Raw genomic sequence first — 25,390 nt, 5'->3', positions numbered from 1 at the left:
TCCACCGCGCCAGCCTCGATGTGAAACGGGCATGTTTGGCCATCGAGCAAAGGGCCATTGTATTCTGCTTTCATGCGGCCCGGCCATCTCCTCGCCGATCGATTCGAAGTCGACGCCCTCCGTGGAGCCGGTGGGATGGGCGCCATTTACCGCGCGCTCGACCGGCGCACGGGCGATTACGTGGCCATCAAGGTGCTTCGCGATGACCTGCCCGAGCATCGCGGACGATTTGCCCGCGAAGTATCCCTGCTCGAGGGGCTGCGCCACCCGCACATCGTGCGCTACATCGCCCACGGAGAGGAGCCCGCGGGGGATCTCTACCTCGCGATGGAGTGGCTCGATGGGATGGATCTTCAGCGCCGCCTGGCCCGCGGGCCGCTGGATGTGCCGGGCGCGCTCGCCCTGGCGCGGGCGCTCGCCTTGGCCTTGGGCCATGCGCACGGGCTCGGGATCGTCCACCGAGACCTGAAGCCGAGCAACTTGTTTCTCCTCGGTGGAGATCCTGCGCGCGTGAAAATCGTCGATTTCGGCGTGGCGCGGGCGCTTTCGCGGTCCGCGATGACCATGGCCGGTGGAATCGTCGGTACGCCGGGCTACATGGCCCCGGAGCAGATCCGCGGGGAACCGGCGATCGATGCGCGCAGCGATCTGTTCGCGCTCGGGTGCATCCTCTTCGAGGTCCTGGCCGGTCGCCCGGCGTTCGCCGCGAAGGACGTGCTGGCCCTCATGTTCAAGGTCCTGGTCGAGGACCCACCGCCCTTGCGCAGCCTCTGTCCCGAGCTCCCGGCCGCGCTCGAGGCGCTGATCCATCGCTTGCTCGCGAAGTATCCCGGCCAGCGGCCGCAAAGTGCCTCCGAGGTGGACGCCGAGCTAAGGACAATGGCCAGCGAATTGGAACTCGGCGTCGTCTCGCAACGCGCCATCGACGCCGTCGACCTCGGCGCCGTGCTCACCCCCGGAGAACAAGGCGTCGTCTGCGTGGTTCTCGCGGGCTATCCACCCCGCAAGGAGGACACCACGTCGGGGACGTTGCCTAGCGAGTGGGGTGGGGATCGACGCGCCAGGCTCCGTCACGTCGGTGCTCAGTTCCGTGCGAACATGGAATGGCTGCCCGATGGAACGATGATGGCGCTCTTGCCGGGTGGTCCGGAGGATGCGGAGCGGACGCTTCCTCCAGGCCATGGTGCGGCACGAACGCGCAGCGCGGTCGACCAGGTCGTGCTGGCCGCGCGTTGTGCGCTGGCCATGCGCGACGAGCTTCCCCGCGCATCGTGGGTCGTGGGAACCGGCCGCGCGGAGCTGCGCGATGAATGGCCCATCGGGGCCGTGGTGGACCGAGCCGTGAGCCTGCTTGGCGATGTGCCGAGCGGTGCCATCGCCGTCGACGACACGAGCGCGCGTCTGCTGGAGCCGCGCTTTCGGATCGCCGACGGGCGCCTCCTCGAGACGCGGGACGAACCGACCATGGGCCGTCAGCTTTTCGGACGCCCATCGCGGTTCGTGGGTCGCGATCGAGAGCTGGGCAATTTGCGGGCGATCCTCGATGGGTGCCTCGAGGACCGGCGCCCCGGCGCGGTCTTGGTGACCGGCCCCGCGGGCATGGGCAAGTCCCGGCTGATTTACGAATTTCTCGCCGATGTGCATGCGCGCCACCCCGACGTCGACGTGTGGTCGGCCTGTGCCGATCAAGTCAGCGGAAACGCACCGCTGTGGATGCTCGCGCAGGCGTTGCGCCATGCGGCGGGAAGCCAAAGGCAGGCATCTCGCGCCGCCATCGCGGAAAAACTCGAAGCGCGTCTCGTCGGGTGCATTCGGGAAGCGCAGATGGCCGAAGTTCGGGCGCTCCTCGAGGAGTTGTTCGGCGAGGCCACCGAGGAAGGGGCACCCGCGCCCGCCAGCCATGTTCCGAGGCGTCTCGATCCTTCCGTGCGCGCGGAACGCGTCCGACGAGGGTTTCTCGCGCTGCTCTCCGCGGAGTGTGCGCGCCATCCGGTGATCGTCGTCCTCGACGATATCCAATGGGCGGATGGCGCGTCGCTGCGCTTCTTCGATGCGGCCCTCGGGTATTTGGCCGAGGCGCCGCTTTTGGTCATCGGGGTGGCCCGCCCGGAGGTTCGCGACGCGTTTCCTCGACTTTGGACGAATCGACGCCTCGAGGAGTTTCGACTGCCCAACCTGCGTCCGCGCGCCGCCGCCGACCTGGCCCGTCACGCATTGGGCGACGCGCACTCCGAGGACGTCGTCGAACGGGTCGTGGCCCGCGCCGATGGCAATCCTTTCTACCTCGAGGAGCTTCTTCGGGCCGTGGTGGAAGGGCATGGCGAGGCGCTGCCCGAGACCGTTCTGGCCATGACCATCGCGCGGATCGATCTGTTGGAACCGTACGCGAGGCAGGTCCTGCGTGCGGCGAGCATCTTCGGGGAGAGCTTTCGCGAGGCCGAGGTTCGTGCGCTTCTCGAGAGCCCGGACGATCGCGAACGCATGGCCCACTGGCTCACGCTCCTCGTGGAGCACGAGGTGCTCGTTCGGGTGGATACCGAGGATGCCGCGTCGGCGTCGTACCGGTTTCGCCACGCGTACCTGCGCGAAGCGGCGTATTCCACCCTCACGGAGGCCAATCGGATCCTCGGCCATCGCCTTGCGGCCGAATGGCTCGAACGCTCCGGCGGCGCGGAGTCGGCCATCGTGGCCGAGCATTACATGCAGGCGGGGGATGCCCGTGCGTCGGTGCATTATCTGGCCGCGGCCCGCCAGGCTCTTCGCCGCAGCGATCCCGAGGGGGCCATCGATCTGACGTCCCGTGCCGCCCACGGCCCGGAGGCGGATCGCGAGACCGTCGACCAGCTTCGCACGGTGCATGTGCGTGCACGGGTCTGGCGCGGCGAATTCAGCGCCGTGTCCGAGCTTGCCCATCGAACCATGACGACGGCCCAACCCGGCTCGAAGGACTGGTGGCCCGCCGCCGGGCTCGCGATCAAGTCGGACTTGATGCTCGGCCACTCGGCGCGCGCGCGACGGAACCTTCGCCGCTTTGGCGAGGCCCGTCCGAGCGCGGATGCTTTGCCGACCTACATCGAGACGCTGGGGTCGCTCCTGCCGTTGACGTACTACGCGTGTGCGCACAGCTTTTCGGAGCGGCTGTATCGGCAATTCGCCGAGCACGCGCTTCCCGCCGCCGAGACCGATGGCTATGGCCGCGGGGTGTGGCTGCGGGTAGCCGGCGTTCGCGCGTTGACCTATTGCGACGATCCGTGGGAGGCCTTGAAGTTGGTCCAAACGGCCATCCCATTGTTCGAGGCAGCGGGCGATACGCAGCAGGTGCTGCACCTGCACGGTGAGGTGGCGTTGATTCTTGGCGACGTCGCGGATTTCGACGCGCACGAATCGGAGAGTCGGAACGTGCTCCGTGGGACGTCGCACATGGCGCTGGGCCCGACCATCGGTGCGGGACAGCTTGCGTACAACCTGGCCGAACTGGGGCGGGCCGAGCACGCGTTGGTGGACTGGGCACTCGAGCGCGCCGTCGAGCGCGGATTTGCCACGGGCGAGGGGACGGTGCGGGCAGGGCGCGCGGCGATTCTCTTGCTCGAGGGTCGCTTCGACGAGGCGGAGCGGGAAGCGCTCCAGGCCACGCGGCTCACGTTGACCGTGCAGCGTTTTGCGGCGCTGGCCTTTACGGCGCTGGTTCGGGCCCGTCTGGCGCTGGGGCGGATCGAGGCGGCCCTTCGTGCGAGTCGGGCGGCGATGGCTTTGGCGACGGTGTCGCGGTCGATCGGGCCGACGGAGGTCGGCCTCTTTCTCGTTCGCGCCGAAGCTCTTCACGCCGCGGGCGACGTGGCGGGTGCGCGCACGGCAATTGGCGTTGCCCGCGAACGCATAGGGGCCCGCGCGGAACGCTGCAAGGACCCCGGCGCGCGACGGCGCTACCTCGAAGGCGTGCCTGCCGTGGCGCGCACGCTGTCCCTCGCAAACGCGTGGCTCGAGCCGCTACGATGACTCGTGCAAAACGGCCTCCAGCCGATGCCCATCGGGATCGCGAACGAACGCCGCGTAGTAACCCGCATCGTAATGTTCGCGCACGCCGGGCTTCCCCTCATCGACGCCCCCCGCCGCGACGGCCGCGGCATGGAACCGGTCCACCGCCTCGCGCGATCGCGCGACGAAGGCAAGGTGAAAACCGGGCCCCGGCGTCTTGGCCTCCGCGCCCTGTCGAAGAATCGCCAACGGCGCCTCCCCCGTAAACCCTTCCGGCCCATACCCAACGCTCCGCGCGTTGCGCCACAGTCGCACGTACCCCAGCGCCGCCAAGGCCGCATCATAAAATGCCGCCGACCGCTCCAGGTCCGCGACGCCCAGCGAGACGTGATCGAACATGACCTCACCCACCGTACCATTGGTGACGCGGAGCGGCTCCGCGTCGTAGACGCGTCTCACGTTGCGGAGGACAGCTTGCGGTATTTGCCGAGGTGGTAAAGCCCGATCAGCGCCGCGACGAAGCCTGCGGAGGCGCCCACCGTCAGGGCCCAGCGTGGGCCGAAGGTGTCGGCGGTCCAGCCGACGATGGGGGCGCCGAGCGGGGTGCCTCCCAGAGCAATGGCCAATAGAATGGCCATGACCCGGCCACGCACGACTGCGTCGGTGGACAATTGCGCGAGGCTGGTGGCCGTCGTGGTGAACGTCTGGGCGAACATGCCAATGGCCACGAGGGCCATGCCAAAGGTCGCGTAGTTGGGCATGACGGCCGCGAGGAGCACGGCAAACCCGAAGGCGGCGGCCGACGCGGCCAAAAAGCCCATGCGAGGGCTTGTGCGCCGGGCAGATAGGAGCGCGCCGGAGACCGAGCCGATGGCCATCGTCGACGACAGAAGCCCGTAGTGGCGCGCGCCCTCGTGAAAAACGGTGACCGACATCGTCGAGATGAAAATGGGAAAATTCAGCCCGAAGGTCCCGACCACGAAAAACATGAGAATGACCGCGCGGAGATCCGGGCGCTTCCAGACATAGCGAAAGCCCTCCGTCAGGCTGCTGCGACTCCGCTCCGCCCGGCCCCGGCGACGAAGTTCGTCGACCTTCAGACGGCTCAGCGACGCAAGCACCGCGATGTACGACGCCGCGTTGATGAGGAAGACCCACCCCGAGCCCACCGAGGCCACGAGAAGCCCCGAGACGGCCGGGCCGATCATGCGCGCGCCGTTGAACGATGCGGAGTTCAGCGCCACGGCGTTGGACAAATCGGACTCCTCCACCAACTCCGAGGCGAAGGCATGGCGCGCGGGGGCGTCGAACGCCGTGACGCATCCGAGCAGAAATGCGAACACGTAAACGTGCCACAATTGGACGACGCCGGAGACGGTGAGCAGGCCGAGTCCTAGGGCCAGCACGCCCGCCGCGGCCTGTGTGGCAAACAGGAGCTTTCGCAAATCGAAATGATCGGCGGCGAAACCCGTCAGCGGAAGCAGCAACACCTGCGGCCCGAACTGGAGCGACATGACCACACCGACCGCGGTCGCATTGTTCGAGGTCAGCTGGGTAAGTACGAGCCAATCCTGGCCGGTGCGCTGCATCCACGTTCCGACGTTGGATACGATGGCCCCGGTGGCCCAAGTTCGATAATTGAATCCCCTCAGCGAACGGAACGTGCCCGTAAGGCCTTCACTCATGGCTGGGGATACGCCGTGACTTCGACGCGCACGGAAAAGCGAAGCCGTGTTGAAAGAAAGCTCATGGCTTCTCGCATACCATGTCCCGAACACCCCTGCGTGCCTATGGCTTGAAACGCCCCTGATCCATGGCGTCCTGCGCCGTTGACGGTGCTCGCTTTACACTGGTACGCCCGAGCGAGCACCGATGCGCACCTCTATGGAACGATGGGGCTCTGTCGCTTTGGCTCTGGCCTGCCTGACCGCCTGCTCCGAGCGGGTTGGCGGTGACGATGGGGCAAGGCAACGGCTCCAAGCCGAAAGCGACGCGGGGGACGGCGGCGTCGAGCCCGACGAGGACGACGCCGGGCTCGCACCGCTCCGAACGGTGCCCATCCCGCAGCCCTCCCATGGCGACATCGTCGATCACGCTGCCGCCGTGCAACTTGGAAAAGCCTTCTTCTGGGATACGCAAGCGGGGAGCGACGGCCAAACGGCGTGTGCGTCGTGCCATTTCGCGGCCGGTGCCGACAACCGCGTGGTCAATACGATGAACCCGGGGCCGAACAACCGCTTCGAGAGCAATGGCGTGACCGGCCCCGGCCAGACCGCGCTCATTTCGAACATCGGCAAGGACGACCGTCTGGGGTCCCAGGGTGTTCGCTCCGCAACCTTCGTCAGCATCGCTTCGGATCCCAGCAGTGCGGCCGACGTCTGCGTGGAGAACCCCAAGGCGCCCTTCGGGGGCGAGCGACAGGTCACCGGCCGCAACACCCCGTCCGTCGTGGGGGCCGTCTTCTTTCGCCAACTTTTTTGGGATGGGCGCGGCCACGACGTCTTCAATGGTTTGGATCCTTTTGGCACCACGGGAAACGCCGAAGGGACGCTCACGCAAATCGACCACGCAGGCCTTGCGTCGCAGGCCACGGGCCCCACCACCAACGACGTCGAGATGTCCTGCACCGGCCGGCCCTTCAATGGCCCGGGCAGCGTTGGTGCGAAGCTGCTCGCACGCCGGCCGCTCCAATTCCAAGAGGTGGCGCCCACCGACGGCGTCCTCGGTGCGCTCTCCGCGTCGCCCGAGCGAGGCCTCCAAGGCTCGTACCACGATCTCATCGACAAGGCCTTTCGCCCGGACGTGGCCGTGAATGCGGAAGCTCAGTTTTCTCGCATTTGGGGGCAGGCCATTCAAGCGTACGAATCGACGCTCATTCCCGACCAGACACCGCTCGATCGCTATTTGGAGGGACAAGCGTCGGCGCTCACCGCGAAGCAGGTGGCGGGGTTGAATCTCTTTGCCGGCAAGGCCGAGTGTTACCATTGCCACCCCGGTCCGGAGCTCTCCGATGCCACGTACACGTTTGCGGCGCAACACGGTTTGGTCAACGAGGATGGCGGCGATCAGGGATTTCACCATATCGGGGTCCGCCCGGTGGCCTTTCGCAATCCGGAAGATCTGGGCCGGGCGGCGAATGGACCGAAGGGCATCCCGTTCTCGGTCAGCCGTGCCAACGTCGATCGCGGTGCGTTCAAAACGCCGCAGCTTCGCAACATCAAGCTGACCGCGCCGTATTTCCACAACGGTGGCAAGGCCACGCTGACGGACGTGGTGAATTTCTACGCGCAAGGAGGCGACTTCTCGAATCCATCGAGCCGCCTGCGCGCCATCAATTTTCTCCCGGGCGAGGCTGCCGCGCTGGTCGACTTTCTCACCAACGGGCTCACGGACTGCCGCACCGAAAACGAGCGCGCACCCTTCGATCATCCCTCGCTCACCGTTCCCAATGGCCCGAGCCTGCCCGCCGTGGGCGCCGACGGCCACGGCGCCTGCCCCTAGGCAACGGCTCGGGTTACGGCTTCCACGCGTGCGCGCCGACCAGCGCGCCAGTCTGCGTGTAGGGATCCCACCAAATGACGCGCAACAGCGGTGCAAGCTGCGCAATCTGCAGCGCCTGCACGGCCTCGCTCTCGATGAAGTGCGTAATGCCTCGGCGCAGCGCCGCAGCCGCCTTGTGCGCCGCGGCCCCGCTGGGGGTCTCGTCGTGAAGATCCATCACCCGCATCTCGATCTGCATATGCGAAAAGCCGTGCCGTGCGAGCCACGCTTCGGTGCGCGCGCGATCGATCTCGGGCCGCCCCGTGATGATGAGGCGCACGGACGCAAGATCGATATGGGGGAATACGTCGAACGGCAAAAGCTCGTCGCGTTCGCTCAGGGCCGCTTCGAGATCTTCCTCGTAGCGGGCCTTGGGCACGTCCGGAAGGAGAATGCCATCCAGGTCGATGGCATAGGTGGCGTACTCGTGGTCCTCGCGCATTTTGCCGCCATAGCCATTCGCCGCGAGGGACCAATCGGCGCGGTGCAGTTCGGTGCGGGCTTGCCGCTCCCAAGGAAGCAGCGGTGCATACCCTCGCGCATCGATGGCGAAATCGGGCTGCGTGGCGCTGCGATCGTCGACGACGCCGGTCAGCGTTTTGATGACCAGCCCTTGCTGCTGCAAAAAGGCGAGGCAATCGCGCAGGGTAAATCCGTAGCCGGCGATGTCCTCGCAGAGCAGCACCTTCGAACCGGCGGGTGGCAGCGGCAACGTCGAATCCCACGCCACCGCGCGGGTTTGCCGCTCGTAGCGCAGAAATGCGACGGGCGCACCCGTGGCATGGGAGGCCATCAGCGCCAGCGGCGCACCGCCGCGCAAAATGCCAATCACCATGGTGAAGCGCTCTGCGAGCAACGCAGGCTGCAACGACTCGATCCATCGGTCGAAGTGCTCGTACGTCAGCGCCAAGGTCGGCCGGTCCGGCGCGGTGCCGTTCGGTGGTTCGATCTCGGTGGCGGAATGCTTCATCGTCTCAGCCCGGCTCCTCGTAGAATTTCGACAAGGCATCGAATCGGTTGCGTACGACAGGGGATTTCATGGGCTCGTACGCGAATACCTGGTTGCCTTGGTCACGGATCACGATGCGGTACGGTTGTCCGAGCCGCTCCGTCAAGTGATACCACGCGACGGCTTCGGCGAGGTCGTCGGACCAATTGCTGCTGGCATAAAGCGACACGAACGGCGTGCGCTGCAGGGCCGCGTAAACGGCCTCGGCGCGGTCGATGGGCAAAACTTCGCCCTCACGGCGGAACTTGACCCGGGCCAAGAGCGGGTCGCGGAAGGCGGGCGCGATGAGGGTTCTGTCGCTCCATGCGCTCTTGGTGAAGGCGCTACCCGGGGTGAGCCGCAGGCCGCCGTCCACCACGTGCGTGGCCTCGTGCAGCAGCACGTAGACGATGGCATCCATCGTCCCGGCCTCGATGGACACGCTCCGCGACGAGCCCGCCGTGTCGAAGCATTGCCGCTCCTTCTGCGTGAGAAACTCCGACAAATTCTCGCGAAGAATGCCCGCCCGGAAGGTGATGTGAAATAGGCGATGGGGTTCGTTCGCATCCGCGGGCGAGGTGAGCGCATTGTTGGGCATCCCATCGAGGAAGCTGATGGAGTGCAGCCGCTCGCGCAGGACGCGCCGATGCAACGGCGTGAGCGCCCCGAACGCCGCCGCGAGCTTTCGCCGTTCCTCCGGTGTGAGCGCATGCTCGGTGGGAGAAGGCTTGCCGTCTTCGGCGAGCATGCGCATCACGTCCGCGGGGGTCGCCCCGATGCGGGCCTCGCCCGGCGAATGCGCATCGAACCCTTCGACGGGCTCGTCCGGGCGCGGCATCGCGGGGACGGTGTGCGTTTCATTCGCGCACGCCCCGGCCCCGATGGCGAGAAGAACGGCAAGCAACGGTAGAGCGCGCCTAGCGGCTTTCATCCCTAGTTTGATAGCGGCGATTCCAAGGCGGACCAGCTGCGCAACGGTCACGAATGCCACCGGCCGCCATCGCATTGACTTGCCATCCGTAAGCTGTAACTTACGGTAAGCTGTGACTTACGCAGATCGTACACTCGATGCATTGGGCGATCCGACGCGCAGGCTCATTTTCGAGCGGCTGCGCGGGCGTGCGCTTTCCGTGGGGGAGCTTGCGGCGGGCATGTCCGTGAGCCGCCCTGCCGTGTCGCAGCACTTGAAGGTGCTGAAAGAGGCCCGGCTGGTGACGGATCGGGCGGAGGGCACCCGGCGGCTCTACGCCGTGAACCCGCGGGGATTGGAAGCGCTGCGCAAGTGGCTGGAGGGATTCTGGGACGAAGCACTCGACGCGTTCAAGGAAGCGGCCGAGCGCGAAGCAGCAACGTCGAAGAAACCATGACGATGGAGGACGCAATGGCGAGCAACACCGATTCGAACGACAAGAACAGCGTGCGCAAGTCCATCCTGGTCAACGCCTCTCAGGCGGTGGCATGGCGCGTTTTCACCGAGCGCATGACCACCTGGTGGCCATTGGAGCACTACAAAATAGGCAAGGCCAAAGCCGTGGAGGCCGTCGTCGAACCGCGCGTCGGAGGGCGGTGGTACGAGCGCGGCGACGACGGCAGCACCTGCGACTGGGGCAGCGTACTCGCATGGGAGCCGCACACGCGCCTCGTCCTCTCGTGGGATATCAGCGCCGATTGGCAATACGATCCGACCTTGAAGACGGAAATCGAAGTGCGGTTCATCGCCGAAGGGGACGATCGAACGCGCATCGAGCTGGAGCACCGCCACCTGGATCGCTACGGGGCGCGTCGCGATGAGATGCATACCGTCTTCGACAAATCGGGGGACTGGGGGCGCATCCTTGCGCTGTTCGCGCATGTCGCGGAGGGCTGAGCCAACGCGGCGTATGACGCCGCCATCGCAAGGTGTGCAACGTTGGGCCACCGGACGTGGAGGCGTTTGCAAATTCGTCGATGAAAGGGCCAGTGCACGCTGGATCGGCGCGTGCTTTCAGATGGATCCGGTACGCTCCGTACCGCTGGAGGCTCCTGCCATGAATGCCCTGCTTCGTTCGGTCCCGTGTTGGATGGCTCTCGTGGGGGCAGTCGCGTGCAGCTCCGCGGCGCAGCAGTCGTCGTCCCAGCAGGATGGGCTCGGCGGCGGCAACCACGACCGCCCGTGCACGGCAATGGCGGCGATGCGCGGGCTGGGGCTGGACATCGATCCGGCGTTTGCGCCGAAGGTCGAATCGGCGACCCTCTCGGTGTGCTGGGCCGGGGCCTGCCAGTCGCCCACCGTGTACCTTTCGCCGGCGACGAAGACCGTCGACCAAGGATGCCAAGGCCAAGTGTGCAGCGGGCAAGCGGTGCCCACGGGCGGCAAAATGGCCTACATCCCGGTGCCGGAGCTGCCGACCCAATCGGTGCAGATTACACTGAACATGGCCGATGCCTCGGGCGCCGCACACCCGGTGCAGACCCTCGACGTGGTCCCGACCCTGGTGTACCCGAATGGCGCCGACTGCGGCGGCGAGGCTCCGCAGGCGAACCTCGTCGTCGCTGCCGACGGCACGCTGCACGTCCGCTGAGGGGCGCATCATCCTTTGACGGTGCACAGGGGCAGGAGCCGGGCGACCTTGCGCGCGATGCGGGCCGCCTCCACCGAGTCGATGACGGGTTCGACGGCCTTGTAGGCATAGGGCGCCTCCTCCATCACGCGCTTCTCGTATTTGTCGAGGATGTCACGGCGCCGGGCGAGGTGCGGTGCCCGGGGATCGATGGGGCCGACCACGCGCAGCTTGGCCAGCTCGCGCGCGAAGACGTCCTTGGGGACGTGCGCCGTCTTGGCGCGGGAAAGCGCACGGCCGGCTCCGTGGCAGGCACTCTCGAGTGCGTCGGCGTGTCCCATGCCGGCGAGCAGAAAGCTCGCCGCGCCCATCGATCCGGGGATGATCACGGGTTTGCCGTGGTAGTCGGTACCCGAGGGGCCGGGAGCAGGGGTCGCGCCTTTGCGGTGCACGAGGGCTTCGCCCGCGCGAAAGATCAGGTTGTGCGGCGCATCGTAAACGAGCCTCGTCGCCACCGCGTGCCCCGTGGCTTCCTCCACGGCTCGCACGGCCATGAGGCCCAAAAAGAGCCGATTCGCAAACGCGAAGTTGGCGGCGTTGCCCATGCCATCGAGGTACGAGCGTCCTTCCTCCGCGCGCGGACCCGACGTGGGAAGGGGAAAGAACCCGCCCTTCGGTGACCGGATCACCGTGGGAAAGATACCCCGTGCACGATCCATGAAGTGCCCGCCGACGGCGTGGCCAAGGCCCACGGAGCCCGAGTGGATCATGATGGCCAGGCAGCCTTTGGAGACGCCCCAATCGCGTGCGGCGTGGCCATCGAAGAGGGCGTCGACCCGCTGCAGTTCCACGAAGTGGTTGCCGCCGCCGACACATCCAATCTGCGGATCGCGCCCGTCGATGCGGCCGGACGATGCAATGAAGCGTTCGAAACCGAAGAGTCCACGCGTGGCGAAGCTTCCTTCCTCGTGGGCGCGCGCGAGGTTTTCCTCCTCGATGGCCGCATCGAAGCGCCGCCAAATGCCGCGATGGGCATTGTCGGCGGCGGTTCGCACCAAGCCGGGGAGGCCGTCGCGCAAAACCGCCTCGCGCTGGCGGGGTGACATGGGGATATCGCGTTCGCCCGCGAAGAAGATGCCGCGGAGCCGCTTCTGGATCGCGGGCCAATGCGGCTCGAGCATGTCGGCGGGCAGATCGGTCACCAACAGGCGCATGCCGCAGCAAATGTCGTTGCCGATGGCTTGCGGAATGCACATATCGTGCGCACGTGCGACGGTGCCTACGGGTACGAGGGACCCTTTGTGGAAGTCGGGCGTGAGCACGACCTTGTCGATGCCCGCGGGTGCATCGCCGAAAAAGGTGAGGCGACCACGGGCTTCGGCCTCGCGGATGTCCGCGACGGCGCGGGATACGTCGAGAAAGTCGAAGAGCTGAAGGAACGCGTCCCGCTCGACGGGGACGGAAGGGTGCGCAAAGAGACGCACGTCGAGCCCCAACGGGTTCTCGACGTCGAAACACGCAGCGTCCACCTGGCTGGGACGCAGGAAATCATAGGAATGCATCGTGGCTGCCTTGGAACGGACAACGGCGGCCGCTTTCTACGGATGAGAAAGCCCGGCCCCGCGAGAGATGTTCGACAGAGAAGCGCAGGGGGACGCCTCTCCGCAGCAGCGGCGGGCAATGTGGATCGGACTTCGCGCGCCGTCAAGGCGCGGTTCAAATCGACGGCCCACGATGTCACCTTTCGGCGGCGTCTCCCGATGACGATGCATGCGCAGCTTCGTGTTCGTCGTGGGCGTGGTCGTCGGGGTCCTTTGCGGACCGTCGTTGCATGCGGAGACGGCGATGCCGCCACTCGGTGGCGAATGGCTGGAGGAGCTCTCGGACGAGAAAGGAAAGGCGGGATTCGCGGCGATTCCTCTCGGCTCGACCGGCAAGCGGCCGCTGGTCGTGGCGTTGCACGCGGCGATGGACCATCCCGGCATGGCCTGTGCCGAGTGGCGCGGCATGTTTGGGCCCGAGGCCTTCATCGTTTGCCCGTACGGCGAGAAGGTGAACGCCAAGGCGTATGCGTGGGGCGATCCCAAACGGCTCCGCGCCAGCATCGAGCGCGTGCTCGCCGCCGCCGAGGCGCGTTATCCGCAGCGCATCGACCGAAGCGGTGCGGTGTGGGCTTCGTACTCGCAGAGTGGCATGCTTTCGGCGCACGCCCTGGCCCTGCCTGGAATGGGCTTTCGCTATGCGGCGTTGTTCGAAGGTGTACCCCGGGACCTCGCTCCGCTTCGCGCGGCCTTCCAGCACGCGGGCATCCGGCGGGCGCTCTTCGCCAGCCAACAGCGCGGCTGGACATGGAAGCACCGCGCCGCGGCGGAGGCGCTCGCCCCGGCCATCGAGGCAAAGCACATCCTCGTAGGCGATGGCACCTGGGGACACTTCATCCGGGGCGAAACCATCGAGCGCATGCGGCAGGCGCTGCCGTGGCTCACGGCCGGAGATCCCGTGTGGGCGGCGGGGCCTTGAGCGCGCATTTTTCTTTGTCACGAACGGCGGGGGAAGCCCGATAGCCCTCCGAGCCCCATGACTGGCCTATCCCTGCTGCGCACCGAGATTCACGAGGGTTCCGTTTGGCCGCTGCTCCGCGGCGTGGTGCGCCGGCGCGTTCCCGCCGCCGATGTCGACGATGTGGTGCAGGCCACGCTGTGCGACGCCATGGGCGCGGGCCGCATCCCGGAGCGGCGGGACGACTTGCGCCGTTGGCTGGTGGGCATCGCGCGCCACAAAGCCACGGACCACATTCGGCGCATCTGCCGCGAGGCCGCCTTGGAGGCGGACGATGTTTCGGCGCCCGCACCGCCCACCGACGTGATCATCCTGCTGAAGAACGCCATCGCCGATGCCGCGCAGCAGCCCGCCATGCGCAGCACCATGGAGCTTGCGCTGCGCGAGGCCGATGGCGAATCCTACGCCGAGCTGGCCCGTTCCGGCGCCGCGACGGAGGTGGCCCTTCGTCAGCGTGTGTCGCGTTTTCGGCGAAGCATGGCCGTGCGATGGCTCGCCGCCGCGGCCGTGGTCGGCTTGCTCGCCATGCATGCCGCGTGGTCCTGCCGACATCGGCCGCGTGCCATTCTGCCCGACGTCGACGTGGCCACCCAGATTGCGCTTCGTCCCGTGGAGGGCACGTGGGAGCTCGTGGCGTGGTCCGGCGCGGAGTCGATCCATGCCGTGGACGTCGAGGTTCGCGCAGGGACCGTGCGCGTGCTCACCCCCGCGGCGGAGTACCTGTTCGCCGCCTCGGCCATCGAGCCCCAAGGCGAGGCTTCCACCCTGTGGCATCTCTGGTCCCCCTCGAGCGGGAACGCTACGATCCTCGTGGAAGAGCACGGGGATACCGCCACGGTCACGATTCGGGATGGCCGATGGGCGGGGACCGGAAAACTCGTTCGCCGCAGCGCCGCGCCAGGTAATCCAGGTGATCAACGCTGAAAGACGTCGTCGGGCTGCGTGCCGGGGCGGTGGAGTTCCACCTGGCCGTAGGTGGTCACGAACGCGTCGATCATCTCGTCGAACGGCAGATCGACGTAGCATCCGCGGTCGTGCAGGTACTCCATGTACGTGTGCCCCTGTCCGTCGAAGGCGTGAAGCAGCGCGTTGTGCCGTCCATCGAATTCGAGCGGCTCCACCCCCACCCGCACACAGAGCTCGGCGTTGAACGCGGGGCTCACCTTCAGGGGCTGACCATCGATCCAAAGCTCGGTGTAACCATGAAAGACGAACAGGTCCGTCTGCATGGCCTGCCGCAGCTTCTCGCTCGACAAGTGATTGCGCACGTCTGCAAATCCGAGTCGCGACGGAATGCCCACCGCGCGCGCCGCCGCGCAGAGCACCACGGCTTTCGTCACACAATAGGCGCGCGACTGCTTCAGAATCGAGCTGGCCCGGTAATCCTCCCGCCTGGGCGAAATCGTATACGGATCGTACCGAAATCGGTCCCGCACCGTGCGAAAGAGACGCCGCGCGCGCTCCGCATCGGTGGACGCATCGCCGCACGCCTCCGTCGCAAATGCCACGATGTCGGGATGATCCGATTCGACGAAATACGCAGGTTCGAGAAATTCGCTTGAAGCCACAGGCCAAGTGTAGCGACAGAGCCCGCGGCGAGAAGGTCTAATTGGCCGGGGAGGCCATGAACCAGCGAATTTGCTCGACCATGACCTCGGGGTTCGACAGGGAGGGGCAGGCGGCCCACTGCTCGTGCTTCACGTTGCCGTAGAGCACCACGCCGATGTGTGCGCGCTTTTGGGCGTCGACGCTGGGATCGGGGTCGATGAATCCGAATTTGCGCCTGACCCGCTCGAGGTCGGCGCGGGTGCCCGTGAGGAAGATCCAGCCGGGTTTGACGTCGTTGGCTTTGGCGTAGGCGTTCAACGCCTCGGGGCTATCCTCGTCGGGTTTCAGGGTGAACGAATAGAAAAAGACGTCACGTCCGACGGCCTCGCCAAGGGCATCTTGGACCTTGCGCAGATTCTTGGTCGTACCGGGGCAGATACCGTCGCAGCGCGCATACATGAAGTTGACGACCACCGCCTTGTCGCGCAACAGGTCCTCGTAAAGACGTACCCGTTTTCCCTCGTGCGTCGTGAGCGGGATATCGCCAAAATAGTCCGCCCCGAAGCCACCGCGCATAGGAGGTGGCAAGCGTGGGGTCGTGCGCGGCGGTCGCTCGCTGGCGAACACATAGGCCGCCGGAGCGAGGGCGCAGATGCCGTAAAGGCTCCAGCGCAGGAGACGCTTGCCGAAGTTTCCCATGCGGCTCAGACGATGTCCCAGCGGATCATCATGGCGTGGTCCTCGTGCACCGTGTTGTGGCAGTGCATCACGTACCGTCCTTTCATATCGCGGAAACGAAGAAAGATGCGCGCCTCGCTGCCGTTGGCCCGCCCGAGCTCGAGCACGTCTTTGCGGCCGGCGTTGCGCGTCGTCGGTGGGGCGCCGTCGAGCGTGATGACCTGGAACTCCTCGAAGTGAATGTGAATCGGGTGCGACCAGCCGCCCGAGGTGTTGCGCAGTACCCAGATTTCGGCACTGTCTTGCCGCGGTCGCGCCCGGATCACGTTGGCGTCGAAGAACGCGTTGTTCACCGTCCATGCGCCTTGGCTGCGGCCGAAGTCCCACACGCGGGTCACCGCGGCCGCGCTCGGATCGGCCGGTGGCAGCTCGCGCAAGGTGGCGGGCACCCGGCTCGGATCCGGTGCATCGCGGTCGACGCGGAATTCGAGCACCATGTTGCCCTGGCCCGGTGGCAAAATGTTGCCCGTCGGGCCGCGCCCGTCGACCTGCTCGAGGCGGTTCTCCAGGTAAATCTTGTCGCCTAAGGCGTAGTTGGAAAAGTCGATGACCACGTCCACCCGCTCGGCGACCGCAAGCCGCACGCTCTGCACGTCCACCGGCGCGGGGAAGAGATTCCCGTCGTTCGCAATGTGCGTAAAACTCGCCCCGTTGCTGAGGAAGAACTCGTAAAAACGCGACGGCCCGGAATTGAGAAGACGAAAACGGTATTTCCGCCTCGCCACGCGAAAGCAGGGTTGAATCTTGCCATTGACGATGAACTTGTCGCCGATGATGCCATCCAGATTGAACAGATCGAACAACAGCTGCCCGTCCTGGTCGAAAACACGATCCACGATCTGCAAAGGCACGTCGAACTCACCGCTGGGCAATCGCAAGGCCAGCGGGTTCGGATCCCGCTCGTCCCCTGAATCCAGCGCATCGAAAAGCAAATAGAAGCCCGACAAACCGCGATAGGTATTCTGCGCGGTGAAGTCCACACGATGGTCGTGGTACCAAAGCGTGCCCAGGGCCTCGCGCGGATCGCCCAGGGGTGCGAATTCGGGCAGGGTAAAGCCTGCATACGTATTGAGGTAGTGGTGATCTTTGAACAGCCCCGTCGCGTAAAAATCCGCGGGAAAACCGTCGCTCGCGGATGCATTGTGCAGGTTGTGCAGGTGCGTTGCCACCTCGGGGCGGCCAAAGCCCGTGTGCTGCGCGATGGCCGGAAGCCCATTGCGCATGCGCACGGTGATGGGCTCCCCATAGCGCGCGTGGAAGGTTGGTCCGGGCACCGTTCCGCCCCAGCCCCAGGCCGTATTGAGGGGAAGCTGCGCATGAAAGCGATGTTGAATCGCCTGCGCAACGAGCTCGTACGCCTTTTGGGGCGGCAGCGAATTCCAAAAGAGATGATTCCCCCGCGCCACCTCGCCCGCAATCGGCACCTCGGCCGGCGCCGGCGTGAGGAGCGTGGGCTGCGCGACCTGGGGGACCACGAGCTCCTCGGTGAAGGGCGCCGTCGGCGGTGAGGCCAACGTGGACAGGCCCCCGCTCGCCCACGCGCTCAATCCGCCTTTGCTCACCAGGTAGCCGCTGGCGGAGACGAGGCCCATCTTGATCAACTCGCGCCGTGTGAGTCCTGCGGCGATGATCTCTTGCCGATTGCGGCGCGCGATCGTGCCCAGTTTGCTCGGGCGCCACTTCAGTAAACGCATGGTGCGTTGCCTCTCAGGGAAGGAGTTTGCCCGCCAGCTCGAACAGGTTCGTCTCGATGGTGAAGACGCCGCTGCCGCCCACCCCCGCGCCCTCGACGCGGAAGAAATCGTGCCCCGCGGGGCTGCCCACGATGCGGTGTGCGACGGAAGGATCGCCGAGGTAGCCCGGCGGCGCCTGCGGGGCGAACGCAGGGTCCCACCGCAAGAAACGCTGCAGCACCTGGCTCTTCACCGCCTGCCGGAAATCGCACGGGCTCCCACCGCACCCGATGTCCTCCGTCCAATCGATCTTGCCCGAGGCGTCGGCGGATACCGTGCTCGTCCCGAATGGATGCGTGAACGTATAAGGCACCGACGGCGATACCCCTTCGAGCCGCAGGCGAACGCGTCCAAAGACGATTTGCTCGCCAATGGCCACTTGGCCCGCGCCGCCGAATCCGCCCTCCAGGGCGAGGATCAGCCGCGCGCGAATGCGATTCGTCGGCCGGATTTCCGCCTCCGCCGACCAATAGGCCGCTTCCTCCGGAAAATTGACGAACGCACGGGTGACCGATGGCGGCTCCAGCAAATCGGGCAGCGCATTCGGACAAAGGCTCGCGCTCTCGAGGCATGGCTCGAGCCGGGTGCCGGAGGCATCTTGGTACCAGGCGGGAAATCCGTGGCGTGGATCGATGGGGCCCGCCATGGGCGTAAACGCCGTTCCCGTGCTGCCGCGTCCGATCAAGGGTATTTCATGCGTGTTTCCCGCAGCATCGTTGGGCACTTCGAGCGTCGCCGCGCGTACTCCGGCGCCTGCGGGCTCGAAGGCCACGTCGACCGAGCAGCGGCCTCCCGGCGCGAGGGTCGTGCCGGAGCAGGTGCTGGGGCCCAGGACGAAGTCGTGCGCTTGGCTGCCGGTGACGGACAGTCCGCCGAGGGTGAGCGGCACACTTCCGTCGTTTTGCAGGGCGACGGACTGCGTCGCACTGCGTGTGCCGACGGGCTGTGCCTCGAAGGAAACTTGATTGAAGGGCCCGGCGAGCACCAGAAACGCGCCCGTGGGTTTTAGAAACGACGATTCGGTGCCGACGCTTCCCTGACCATTGCCCTTTGCGCCGCACGCGCTCAACATTCCCAGAGTGCCCAGTAAAAGGGTGAGATGACCTGCGAGTGGAATCGAGTTGGCTTTCAAGGTGGATAGCTCCGCGAGTCGTTTCTCGAAAGCATCTCCCGGTCCAAATGGTGATTACGCGCCAAAACGGTAAATGCCTTGGGCGAATTTGGATAACTTTACCCTCTCGACTGCTTCGTCCGAGATCCATGTTGCTCGCGCAACCGTCGGGGCACTTCGCGCAAGAGGGCGTCCAAGATGGCCTGGTGCGCGCGTGGGTAGCTGGGTTGCCGCCAGTAGTGCAGCACCACCGGTGAGGTGATGCTCTGCAGGCCGGGCACTTCACGCAGCCGGCGTTTGCCTCGCAAGAGATGGCGCGACACGACGGCGCGGCCGAGGCCCTGGGCGGCGCCGTCGAGAAGGCCGTAGATATCGTCCAGGTACCAGCGGGTCAGTCGCGAGGTGCTCTGCCCATTGCGCCGGAGAAAGCGCTGCGTGGTGGTGTCGGACGCATCGTGGTCGAGAAAGATGTCCTGCGGCGTCGGGTGCACCGTGCTTTCGACGAGGACCAAGCGTTCCACACCGAGGCGTACATGCTCGAGCCCCACGCGCTCGAGCGCGCGATCGAGCAGCACGAAGTCGGCACCCGCCCGATCCAGCAGGCCCGTGAGCTCGTCCATTTCGCGCGACGCGATTTCCAGGCGGAGGCGGCGGTGGGCCCGTGCAACCGGGGCGAGGGCAGGGACCACCAGCGAGCGCACCACCGACGAGAAGCCAGCGATGCGGAGCGTGCCCCCCAGCCCTTCACCGGGCGGGGCGGTCAGATCCGAGACCAACTCTCTCTCGAGCGTCTCGCGCGCCTGGGCGTAACGCAATAGCCGCGTCCCCGCATCCGTGAGCCCGATGCCGCGTGCGCTGCGCAGGAAGAGGCGCTGGCCCAGCTCCTCCTCGAGCGCCTTGATGCGCATGGAGAGCGCGGGCTGGGTCAGATGAAGTGCCTTGGCCGCACGCCCGAAGCTCTGGGCACGCACCACGGCGTAGAAGGCATCGAGCTGCAAGGCGGAGAGACTCATCAGGAAAATTGATGGGTACATCATATCATTCAAATGGACTGAGGCGCGCCCGCGAGCTACCTCGCCGGGCGATGAGTCTTTGGAGAAAGGTCGCGGTGGCGTCGGTTGCGATGGTGGCGGCTTGCGCGCGCATGCCGGAGGATGCGCCGGCGCAAGTTTCCGAGCTGAGACCCGCGGGGTGCGCGGCCCAAGGCCCGACCGGTGCGCCCTCGGGCAACCACGACGCGGTCGCGGCACTGCTCGGGGCCTCGCCCGAGTGCCCGGCCAATGTGCTCGAGTTCCGCGCGCGCCTCGAACGCGAGCCGGCGACGCTGGCGACGGCCTTCGTGGACAACCGCGGATTCCACAACGGGGCGGCGGGGAGCTTCAGCCTCTTCGAAAGCGTGACGGGCGTGGTGGCGGGCGTGACGGTGGCACCCGGAGACTTCTTTTTCGGGCACTTCACGGAGAAGCGCGGCACGGAGCTGGTGCTCGAGCAGACGCCCGAGGACAAGGCGCTCCTCATCGAGCTCATTGCGTGGGATCCCGCCAAGGGACTCTTCAACTTTTACGAGCTTCGCGGCGACGGCACGCGCGGGCAGTGGTTCTACCGCGGCGACTCGGCGGACATACTGCGCGACATCGCCCGGCTTCACCGGCAGGACGATCCCGCGCACCCGGTGTTCGGGCAGCGGCTTCGATGTTCCGGGTGCCACCTCGGTGGAGGGCCCATCATGAAGGAGCTCGATGCGCCGCACAACGACTGGTGGACCTCCGCGCGCCCGCTGCCCCTCGCCGGGCTCACCCCGGAGCCGTCGCTGTCTCGCATCCTCGGGCAGGGGCTCGGCGATGCGGAGGGCCTCGCCGCGCGCGTTCGGCAAGGGAGCGCGAGGCTCGAGTCGAGCGTCGCCTTTCGTGCCGCACGGCGGGCAAGGACGCGCCAGGAGCGACTCCGTCCTTTGTTCTGCCCCGAGGAGATGAACCTCGCGTCGGACGCGACGTCCAACGAGGCCCGGGCCGCCCAGGTCAAACCGCCGAGCGCCTTCTTCGTGGACCCGCGCCTTGCCTCGCGCGAGCTCGCGGTGCCGCGGGCCGCGTACGATGCCGCCCTGCGGGCGCTGAAGAGCGCATTCCCGGAGAGCGGGCAGCCCGATGGAGACCATCCGTGGTTGGCCCCCGTGAAGGCGGCCGCCGATGCCGCCGCCGTCGACGCGCTCGTGCGGGAGCACGTCGTCGACGAGGAGTTCGTCGCGGACGTTCTCGCCGTGGACGTGGGGAATCCGGCGCTTTCCCCCGCGCGTTGCGCACTTTTGCGGCTGGTGCCGGAGGATGCCCAAGGCGGGGACGCGGCCTTCGTGCGCGCGCTCGCCGCGTCGAAGGAGCCCGCGGCGCACGAGCTCCACGCGAACCTCACCGAGCCGGCCCGCGATGCCGCCTGGCATCGTGCGCAGGCGGCGGCCATGCTCGAGGCGTGTGCGCGCAGGCTTCAGTCGGGAGACGTCACGCCGTACGTCGAGCTGTTGGCCCAACGCCGTGCAGAAGTGTTCGCCAACGAGATCTCCAAGAACCCGCGCGGCCAGATCCTCGAACCGGGCTTTCGCGTCATCTTTCCCGATGTCACGCCGGACCCCCGTCCCGGAGCTCGGGTGCTCACCCGCGAGTGCACGGTCGTCCGTCGCTAGCGCTGTGACTTCATCGCCACACGCGATGCGAGACCGCGGATGCACGATGGTCTTGCGACGCACGTCGCCGAGACGCCGTTTCGTGCGTGGCTCGGGGTTTGCTGAGGCTTCGCCCATACGAGGCTTCGACATGCACAAATGGCTTATTGGGGTGGGCGTACTGCTGGCACTTTGGCTTTCCGCGCCAAGTGTTGGCGCGCAGGACGCGGGAGGTCCCGTGGTCGATGCGGGCGCGCCCGTCGCCACGGCGGTGGAGCTCACGGTGACCCCGAACCGGCCGCGCTATGGAGAAAAAGTGCAAGTTCGCGCGCGGGTCACGTCGGCTGCGGGGGAACGCGTCCCGACGGGAACCGTGCGATTCGCGGCGAAGTCGCCTAGCGGAAATACCGAGACAGCCGTCGCGCTCGATGCTGCGGGATATGCGAGCCTGGAGTTCGTCCCCACGAGCACCAAGGTCAACGAGCTTGCCGCGAGCTACACGGGCGATGCGACGCACACTCCCTCCTCGTGGAGCGTGCCTTTGTACATCGACAAGGCGTCTTCTTCGACGGCGCTCTCGTCCTCGTCCAATCCGGCCAAGGTGGGCACGCTGCGGGTGACGGCCACCGTGGCGGCTGCATCGGCCGCGCCCCGTGTGCCGTCGGGCAAGGTGCACTTCTTCGTCGGGAACGGGGAGGTCGCGGCCCTTGCGTTGAACGCGAACGGACAGGCCGTGCTCGATGCCACGAAATACAAAATAGGTCTCTACGACTTCTCGGTCCGGTACGACGGTGACGAGAATTTCATCGAGAGTGCCCCGCGAGATGCCCTCGCACAGAAAATCGAGCAGTACGCGACCACGGTGAAAGTCGATATCTCTCCGACGAAGGCCGTTTTCGGCGACCCGGTTACCTACACCATCACGATTCAAGGAGCGGACGGTGGCTTCCCGGCCGTGCCACATTCCGTGACGCTCTACGATTCGTTCGACGGCTACAACAACTGGCAAAAAGCCGTGATGCTCTGGGTGGAGACACCCGGCAAGGTGACCTACACACCGAAGGGTTCTCAGCGCCCGGCGGGCGGTAACCATACGCTGAGCGTGCGTTTCTACGGTGACGACAAATACGACTACGCGGAGGGATCGGCGACGCTCGTGGTGACCCAAGCGCCGACCAAGACGACGCTCACGGGAACGGGCTCGTCGCTCGAAGCGACCATCTCGTCGGACACGAAGGGATTCACCTTCGCGGGCTCGGTGGACCTTTGCGAAGGCTCCGTACGGGTCGGAGGCGGTCGCGTGGACGAGTTCGGTTCCGGCCGCCTCACCATCGAGGGGCTCAGCACGGGGACCCACGACGTGGTGGTCGTGTACAACGGAAACCGCGATTTCGCATCGAGCCGTTCGGAGCCGCTGACCATCCAATACACGGCCCCGCCGCCCAAGCCGGACGGGGGAACCGGTTGGCCGTACGACGGAGGGTACAACCCGCCGCCTTCGAAGCCGCCCTCGAATCCTTGGCCGACGTATCCCCCGTACGACGCGGGACCGCTGCCCGACTACGACGACTACAGCTACGACGACGAGTACGCCTCGCCGAGCTGTGCGGCTTCGCCCCGGCCGGTGTCCCAAGGTGCTGCGCTGCTTGGCGCCGTCGGGATGGCCCTGGTCTTTCTCCGCCGTCGAGGTGGGCGACGCCCTCAGTGAAGCTGCTCTGACGTTGGCAGGTACAGCACCGCGTCGTATTGGCGCCCGAGCACCACGTTGCCAAAGCCGAATCCATGCCCATTGGCGAACACGGATCCGGGTTTCGTCACCGGAAGGTCCGGGTGGGGCACGCGCAGATCGATCCACGTGGGACGGGCGCCAAAGACGCGTTGGAAGGACGGCTCGAGCGACGACGGCGGTTCGGTGCACGTGGTCCCGCATGGCACCAAGGTCGCAATCGTGACGAGCGTGGTGAGTGAGCCGCCGGAGGCCGCGGCGAGCCGCTCACCGAAGGACACCGTCCCTTGGGGAATGCCTTCGCGGAAGCGCCCGCCGTCGGCCGCGTCCTCGATCAGCCCCAGCTCGGAGGCATGCTTCGCGGCATGCCAGTCGTGCATCCAGAAGAATACCTTCTTCCCGGGGAACCGAATCCGTTGCAGCGCCTCGTAGATGCGGAAGCGCGCCTCGTCCGTTCCGGAATACGCCTCTCCCTGCCACCGAATTCGCATCTCCACGGGTGCCTGCGGACTCTCGAGGTACGAATCGGCGATGCGCCGGATGAGTCCCACGTAGGTTTGCACGCTGAGAACATGCAGCCGCGCCAGCGCCAGGTCGGTTGACTCGGGAATCGACGACGCGAGCGCCCCCTCGATCCGACCCAGGCCCTCGAGGCAGGCCTTTCGCTCCGCGGCGGTGTACGAAACGCGCCCTCGGCGCTGGAGCGCGAACACCTCCTCGGCAAAGTCGAGGTCCGTCCCGAATCCGTCGTTGCCCGCGCGGCAAACATCGATGCCGGCGAGAAGCGTGGCCGCGTGGTCCGGGGCCGCGTCCCGAAGAAACCGCGCGAGCGCGTGCAAATCGGTCACCGGCTGCTCCGGGTGGTAGCCCGCCAGGACGATGGGATCCTGCGGGTGCGCGCGATTGAAATCGCGAATCCACACGAGCATTCGCGTGACGTCCTCGGAGACGAAGGCACCATGGAGGAAGAATTGCTCGCGCGCATCGAGCTCCACGCGCTGCGAGCTCATGAAATCCGCGAGGGCATCGGTCAATCCCCATGGCGCCTCGAACGCGAACACCCGGAAACCGTGACGCTCGACGAGCCGCTCGAACACCACCGGAACGAGCCGGTGGATCTCGGTCATGCCATGTGAATCCTCTCCAAAGTTCACCGCCATCGCCCCCTCGACGATGGCGTCGAGGGGATCGTTCGGCGCTCCGTCCTGCAGCGCACACGCTCCGAGAAATGCCAACGAGAACCACCCGACCAAACATGCCGGTCCAAGCCAACGCATGCGCGCAACGCTAGCCCGCGGCCGCGTCTCGGTCGGTACCGGCTTGTATCGCTTCGTATCGTGTTACGGATTGACCGGATTGAAGATCCGGTCCTGCATCACTTGAAGGCACATGCGCTGCACCTCGGGGCGCACGCCCTTGTCGATTTCGCCGCACAAGGTATCGAAGGCGTAGTGAATCTTGAGCAGCTCCGGGGTCATCCACCACGTGTTGACGGAGATCCCGAAGGTGGGCGTCTCGATGTGGTGAAGCCAGCAAATGGGGATGTAAAGCATCTCCCCCGGCTCCAGAACCGTCTCGTAGGCGCGTGCCTTGCGGAAGTTCGGGAACTGTTCGTCGTCCACCTTGGTGAAGTCGACGCGGGTATGCCGGTCGTGAACCGTGCCATTTCGATTGAAGTACAGGTTGTCGTGGTCGGCGGGCGAGAAGAGGAGAACGCGCTTCTTGCCGCGTAATTGGAGGAGAAAATTCTCTTCCGTATCGTAGTGGGCGACCGTAATGGTCCCTTCGCCCATCCACGTGTAGCGATTGACCACGTTCGCCTCGGCCGGAATGAGGTGCGAGAGTGGCAGATCCTCGAGGAGCGTTCCGAGCTTGTTGGGCGGGCACTGGTAAATGTAGCAGCGCTCACCCTCGGCGAGGATGGGGTCTGGGCGCTTGCCTTGGAGCCGGTCGAAGTATTCCGACAACGTCATCTCGACGATGCGGAACTTCTTCGGGTCCCACGGTCCGGTGCCGGTCGCAAACTGGCCCTCCGCCGCGACCATCACCGGCAGCATGACATCGCCCAACGTGCGTCGCAGACCTTCGTCCGAGAGGCGCTCGGTGTACGAAGGCGGAAGGGGAACCCCCGTGAGCACCACGGGCCTGCCCGTGCGCAGATTGCCATATTCTTTCGCGAATTCTTCCGCGCTGGCCATCAGGGGGCGTCGCTCGATTTGGTCAGCGATGACCGGCCAATCCTTCAATGTCCTTACCATGGATTCATGTACTCCAAAAAA

The 25,390-nt window shown here is 66.2% G+C and carries 21 protein-coding genes; 9 read left to right on the top strand and 12 right to left on the bottom strand.

What is annotated here, in order from left to right:
- The first annotated feature begins 72 nt into the window (after positions 1-72).
- Positions 73-3,996, top strand: a complete 3,924-nt coding sequence (locus tag LVJ94_21395) for a protein kinase (GenBank protein ID WXB09772.1) — start codon at positions 73-75, stop codon at positions 3,994-3,996.
- On the opposite strand, the gene LVJ94_21390 is transcribed toward LVJ94_21395, so the two are convergent.
- Positions 3,988-4,434: a VOC family protein gene (locus LVJ94_21390; GenBank protein WXB09771.1), complete on the bottom strand. Its 447-nt coding sequence runs from the start codon at positions 4,432-4,434 to the stop codon at positions 3,988-3,990. The two genes, LVJ94_21395 and LVJ94_21390, sit on opposite strands and share 9 nt — an antisense overlap.
- Complete coding sequence (locus LVJ94_21385) at positions 4,431-5,660, bottom strand: MFS transporter (GenBank protein WXB09770.1); 1,230 nt, start codon at positions 5,658-5,660, stop codon at positions 4,431-4,433. Before LVJ94_21385 ends, LVJ94_21390 begins: the two co-directional genes overlap by 4 nt.
- 187 nt (positions 5,661-5,847) lie before the next feature.
- Here LVJ94_21385 and LVJ94_21380 point away from each other — a divergent pair, with 187 nt between their 5' ends.
- Positions 5,848-7,476: a hypothetical protein gene (locus LVJ94_21380; GenBank protein WXB09769.1), complete on the top strand. Its 1,629-nt coding sequence runs from the start codon at positions 5,848-5,850 to the stop codon at positions 7,474-7,476.
- A gap of 13 nt (positions 7,477-7,489) precedes the next feature.
- Here the strand turns inward: LVJ94_21380 and LVJ94_21375 are convergent, their stop codons facing one another.
- Both LVJ94_21375 and LVJ94_21370 read right to left on the bottom strand, forming a co-directional pair.
- The gene (locus LVJ94_21375; protein ID WXB09768.1) at positions 7,490-8,485 is read right to left on the bottom strand and encodes a phosphoribosyltransferase domain-containing protein; all 996 of its coding nucleotides are present in this window, start codon (positions 8,483-8,485) and stop codon (positions 7,490-7,492) included.
- Between the two features lie 4 nt (positions 8,486-8,489).
- Complete coding sequence (locus LVJ94_21370; GenBank protein ID WXB09767.1) at positions 8,490-9,434, bottom strand: hypothetical protein; 945 nt, start codon at positions 9,432-9,434, stop codon at positions 8,490-8,492.
- 112 nt (positions 9,435-9,546) lie between these two features.
- Here LVJ94_21370 and LVJ94_21365 point away from each other — a divergent pair, with 112 nt between their 5' ends.
- The 3 genes from LVJ94_21365 to LVJ94_21355 all read left to right on the top strand — a co-directional run bounded on the left by LVJ94_21365 (position 9,547) and on the right by LVJ94_21355 (position 11,064).
- Entirely contained in the window at positions 9,547-9,870 is a 324-nt protein-coding gene (locus LVJ94_21365; GenBank protein ID WXB09766.1) for a metalloregulator ArsR/SmtB family transcription factor, read from the top strand.
- Between the two features lie 14 nt (positions 9,871-9,884).
- Positions 9,885-10,370, top strand: a complete 486-nt coding sequence (locus LVJ94_21360; protein WXB09765.1) for an SRPBCC family protein — start codon at positions 9,885-9,887, stop codon at positions 10,368-10,370.
- 160 nt (positions 10,371-10,530) lie between these two features.
- A complete protein-coding gene (locus tag LVJ94_21355; GenBank protein ID WXB09764.1) occupies positions 10,531-11,064 on the top strand; it encodes a hypothetical protein in 534 nt (177 codons plus the stop codon).
- 8 nt (positions 11,065-11,072) lie between these two features.
- On the opposite strand, the gene LVJ94_21350 is transcribed toward LVJ94_21355, so the two are convergent.
- Positions 11,073-12,605: an RtcB family protein gene (locus LVJ94_21350; protein WXB09763.1), complete on the bottom strand. Its 1,533-nt coding sequence runs from the start codon at positions 12,603-12,605 to the stop codon at positions 11,073-11,075.
- A gap of 208 nt (positions 12,606-12,813) precedes the next feature.
- Between LVJ94_21350 and LVJ94_21345 the strand changes: the two genes are divergently transcribed.
- Together LVJ94_21345 and LVJ94_21340 are read left to right on the top strand one after the other, a co-directional pair.
- Entirely contained in the window at positions 12,814-13,563 is a 750-nt protein-coding gene (locus LVJ94_21345; GenBank protein ID WXB09762.1) for a hypothetical protein, read from the top strand.
- A gap of 57 nt (positions 13,564-13,620) precedes the next feature.
- Entirely contained in the window at positions 13,621-14,526 is a 906-nt protein-coding gene (locus LVJ94_21340; GenBank protein WXB09761.1) for a sigma-70 family RNA polymerase sigma factor, read from the top strand.
- Here LVJ94_21340 and LVJ94_21335 read toward each other — a convergent pair.
- The 5 genes from LVJ94_21335 to LVJ94_21315 all read right to left on the bottom strand — a co-directional run bounded on the left by LVJ94_21335 (position 14,517) and on the right by LVJ94_21315 (position 19,745).
- Complete coding sequence (locus tag LVJ94_21335) at positions 14,517-15,170, bottom strand: transglutaminase-like domain-containing protein (protein WXB09760.1); 654 nt, start codon at positions 15,168-15,170, stop codon at positions 14,517-14,519. The genes LVJ94_21340 and LVJ94_21335 overlap by 10 nt on opposite strands.
- A 37-nt stretch (positions 15,171-15,207) precedes the next feature.
- Positions 15,208-15,849 carry an SCO family protein gene (locus LVJ94_21330; GenBank protein WXB09759.1) on the bottom strand — a complete coding sequence of 214 codons (642 nt, stop codon included), beginning with the start codon at positions 15,847-15,849 and terminating at the stop codon, positions 15,208-15,210.
- 5 nt (positions 15,850-15,854) lie between these two features.
- Positions 15,855-17,582, bottom strand: a complete 1,728-nt coding sequence (locus LVJ94_21325) for a multicopper oxidase domain-containing protein (GenBank protein ID WXB09758.1) — start codon at positions 17,580-17,582, stop codon at positions 15,855-15,857.
- Between the two features lie 13 nt (positions 17,583-17,595).
- Entirely contained in the window at positions 17,596-18,693 is a 1,098-nt protein-coding gene (locus LVJ94_21320; protein ID WXB09757.1) for a choice-of-anchor D domain-containing protein, read from the bottom strand.
- A gap of 158 nt (positions 18,694-18,851) precedes the next feature.
- A complete protein-coding gene (locus tag LVJ94_21315; GenBank protein WXB09756.1) occupies positions 18,852-19,745 on the bottom strand; it encodes a LysR family transcriptional regulator in 894 nt (297 codons plus the stop codon).
- A gap of 71 nt (positions 19,746-19,816) precedes the next feature.
- Between LVJ94_21315 and LVJ94_21310 the strand changes: the two genes are divergently transcribed.
- Positions 19,817-21,406 (top strand): hypothetical protein, encoded by a 1,590-nt coding sequence (locus tag LVJ94_21310; GenBank protein ID WXB09755.1) that lies wholly within the window; start codon positions 19,817-19,819, stop codon positions 21,404-21,406.
- A 130-nt stretch (positions 21,407-21,536) separates the two neighbouring features.
- Complete coding sequence (locus LVJ94_21305; GenBank protein ID WXB09754.1) at positions 21,537-23,093, top strand: Ig-like domain-containing protein; 1,557 nt, start codon at positions 21,537-21,539, stop codon at positions 23,091-23,093.
- Here LVJ94_21305 and LVJ94_21300 read toward each other — a convergent pair.
- Positions 23,087-24,388, bottom strand: coding sequence for an erythromycin esterase family protein (locus LVJ94_21300; GenBank protein ID WXB09753.1), 1,302 nt, complete (start codon positions 24,386-24,388; stop codon positions 23,087-23,089). The genes LVJ94_21305 and LVJ94_21300 overlap by 7 nt on opposite strands.
- Positions 24,389-24,451: 63 nt before the next feature.
- Positions 24,452-25,369 carry a cupin-like domain-containing protein gene (locus tag LVJ94_21295; protein ID WXB09752.1) on the bottom strand — a complete coding sequence of 306 codons (918 nt, stop codon included), beginning with the start codon at positions 25,367-25,369 and terminating at the stop codon, positions 24,452-24,454.
- Between the last annotated feature and the right edge of the window lie 21 nt (positions 25,370-25,390).

The organism is Sorangiineae bacterium MSr11367, from assembly GCA_037157805.1.
Classification (GTDB): Bacteria; Myxococcota_A; Polyangia; order Polyangiales; family Polyangiaceae; genus Pendulispora; species Pendulispora rubella.
This window is presented reverse-complemented; position numbering and strand designations above follow the sequence as displayed.

Excerpts from the sequence above, each read along its gene's own strand:
- LVJ94_21395 (WXB09772.1), top strand. The coding sequence starts at position 73 with ATGCGGCCCGGCCATCTCCTCGCCGATCGATTCGAAGTCGACGCCCTC.
- LVJ94_21385 (WXB09770.1), bottom strand. The coding sequence starts at position 5,660 with ATGAGTGAAGGCCTTACGGGCACGTTCCGTTCGCTGAGGGGATTCAAT.
- LVJ94_21380 (WXB09769.1), top strand. The coding sequence starts at position 5,848 with ATGCGCACCTCTATGGAACGATGGGGCTCTGTCGCTTTGGCTCTGGCC.
- LVJ94_21375 (WXB09768.1), bottom strand. The coding sequence starts at position 8,485 with ATGAAGCATTCCGCCACCGAGATCGAACCACCGAACGGCACCGCGCCG.
- LVJ94_21370 (WXB09767.1), bottom strand. The coding sequence starts at position 9,434 with ATGAAAGCCGCTAGGCGCGCTCTACCGTTGCTTGCCGTTCTTCTCGCC.
- LVJ94_21360 (WXB09765.1), top strand. The coding sequence starts at position 9,885 with ATGGCGAGCAACACCGATTCGAACGACAAGAACAGCGTGCGCAAGTCC.
- LVJ94_21355 (WXB09764.1), top strand. The coding sequence starts at position 10,531 with ATGAATGCCCTGCTTCGTTCGGTCCCGTGTTGGATGGCTCTCGTGGGG.
- LVJ94_21350 (WXB09763.1), bottom strand. The coding sequence starts at position 12,605 with ATGCATTCCTATGATTTCCTGCGTCCCAGCCAGGTGGACGCTGCGTGT.
- LVJ94_21345 (WXB09762.1), top strand. The coding sequence starts at position 12,814 with ATGCGCAGCTTCGTGTTCGTCGTGGGCGTGGTCGTCGGGGTCCTTTGC.
- LVJ94_21340 (WXB09761.1), top strand. The coding sequence starts at position 13,621 with ATGACTGGCCTATCCCTGCTGCGCACCGAGATTCACGAGGGTTCCGTT.
- LVJ94_21330 (WXB09759.1), bottom strand. The coding sequence starts at position 15,849 with ATGGGAAACTTCGGCAAGCGTCTCCTGCGCTGGAGCCTTTACGGCATC.
- LVJ94_21325 (WXB09758.1), bottom strand. The coding sequence starts at position 17,582 with ATGCGTTTACTGAAGTGGCGCCCGAGCAAACTGGGCACGATCGCGCGC.
- LVJ94_21320 (WXB09757.1), bottom strand. The coding sequence starts at position 18,693 with ATGTTGAGCGCGTGCGGCGCAAAGGGCAATGGTCAGGGAAGCGTCGGC.
- LVJ94_21315 (WXB09756.1), bottom strand. The coding sequence starts at position 19,745 with ATGAGTCTCTCCGCCTTGCAGCTCGATGCCTTCTACGCCGTGGTGCGT.
- LVJ94_21310 (WXB09755.1), top strand. The coding sequence starts at position 19,817 with ATGAGTCTTTGGAGAAAGGTCGCGGTGGCGTCGGTTGCGATGGTGGCG.
- LVJ94_21305 (WXB09754.1), top strand. The coding sequence starts at position 21,537 with ATGCACAAATGGCTTATTGGGGTGGGCGTACTGCTGGCACTTTGGCTT.
- LVJ94_21300 (WXB09753.1), bottom strand. The coding sequence starts at position 24,388 with ATGCGTTGGCTTGGACCGGCATGTTTGGTCGGGTGGTTCTCGTTGGCA.
- LVJ94_21295 (WXB09752.1), bottom strand. The coding sequence starts at position 25,369 with ATGGTAAGGACATTGAAGGATTGGCCGGTCATCGCTGACCAAATCGAG.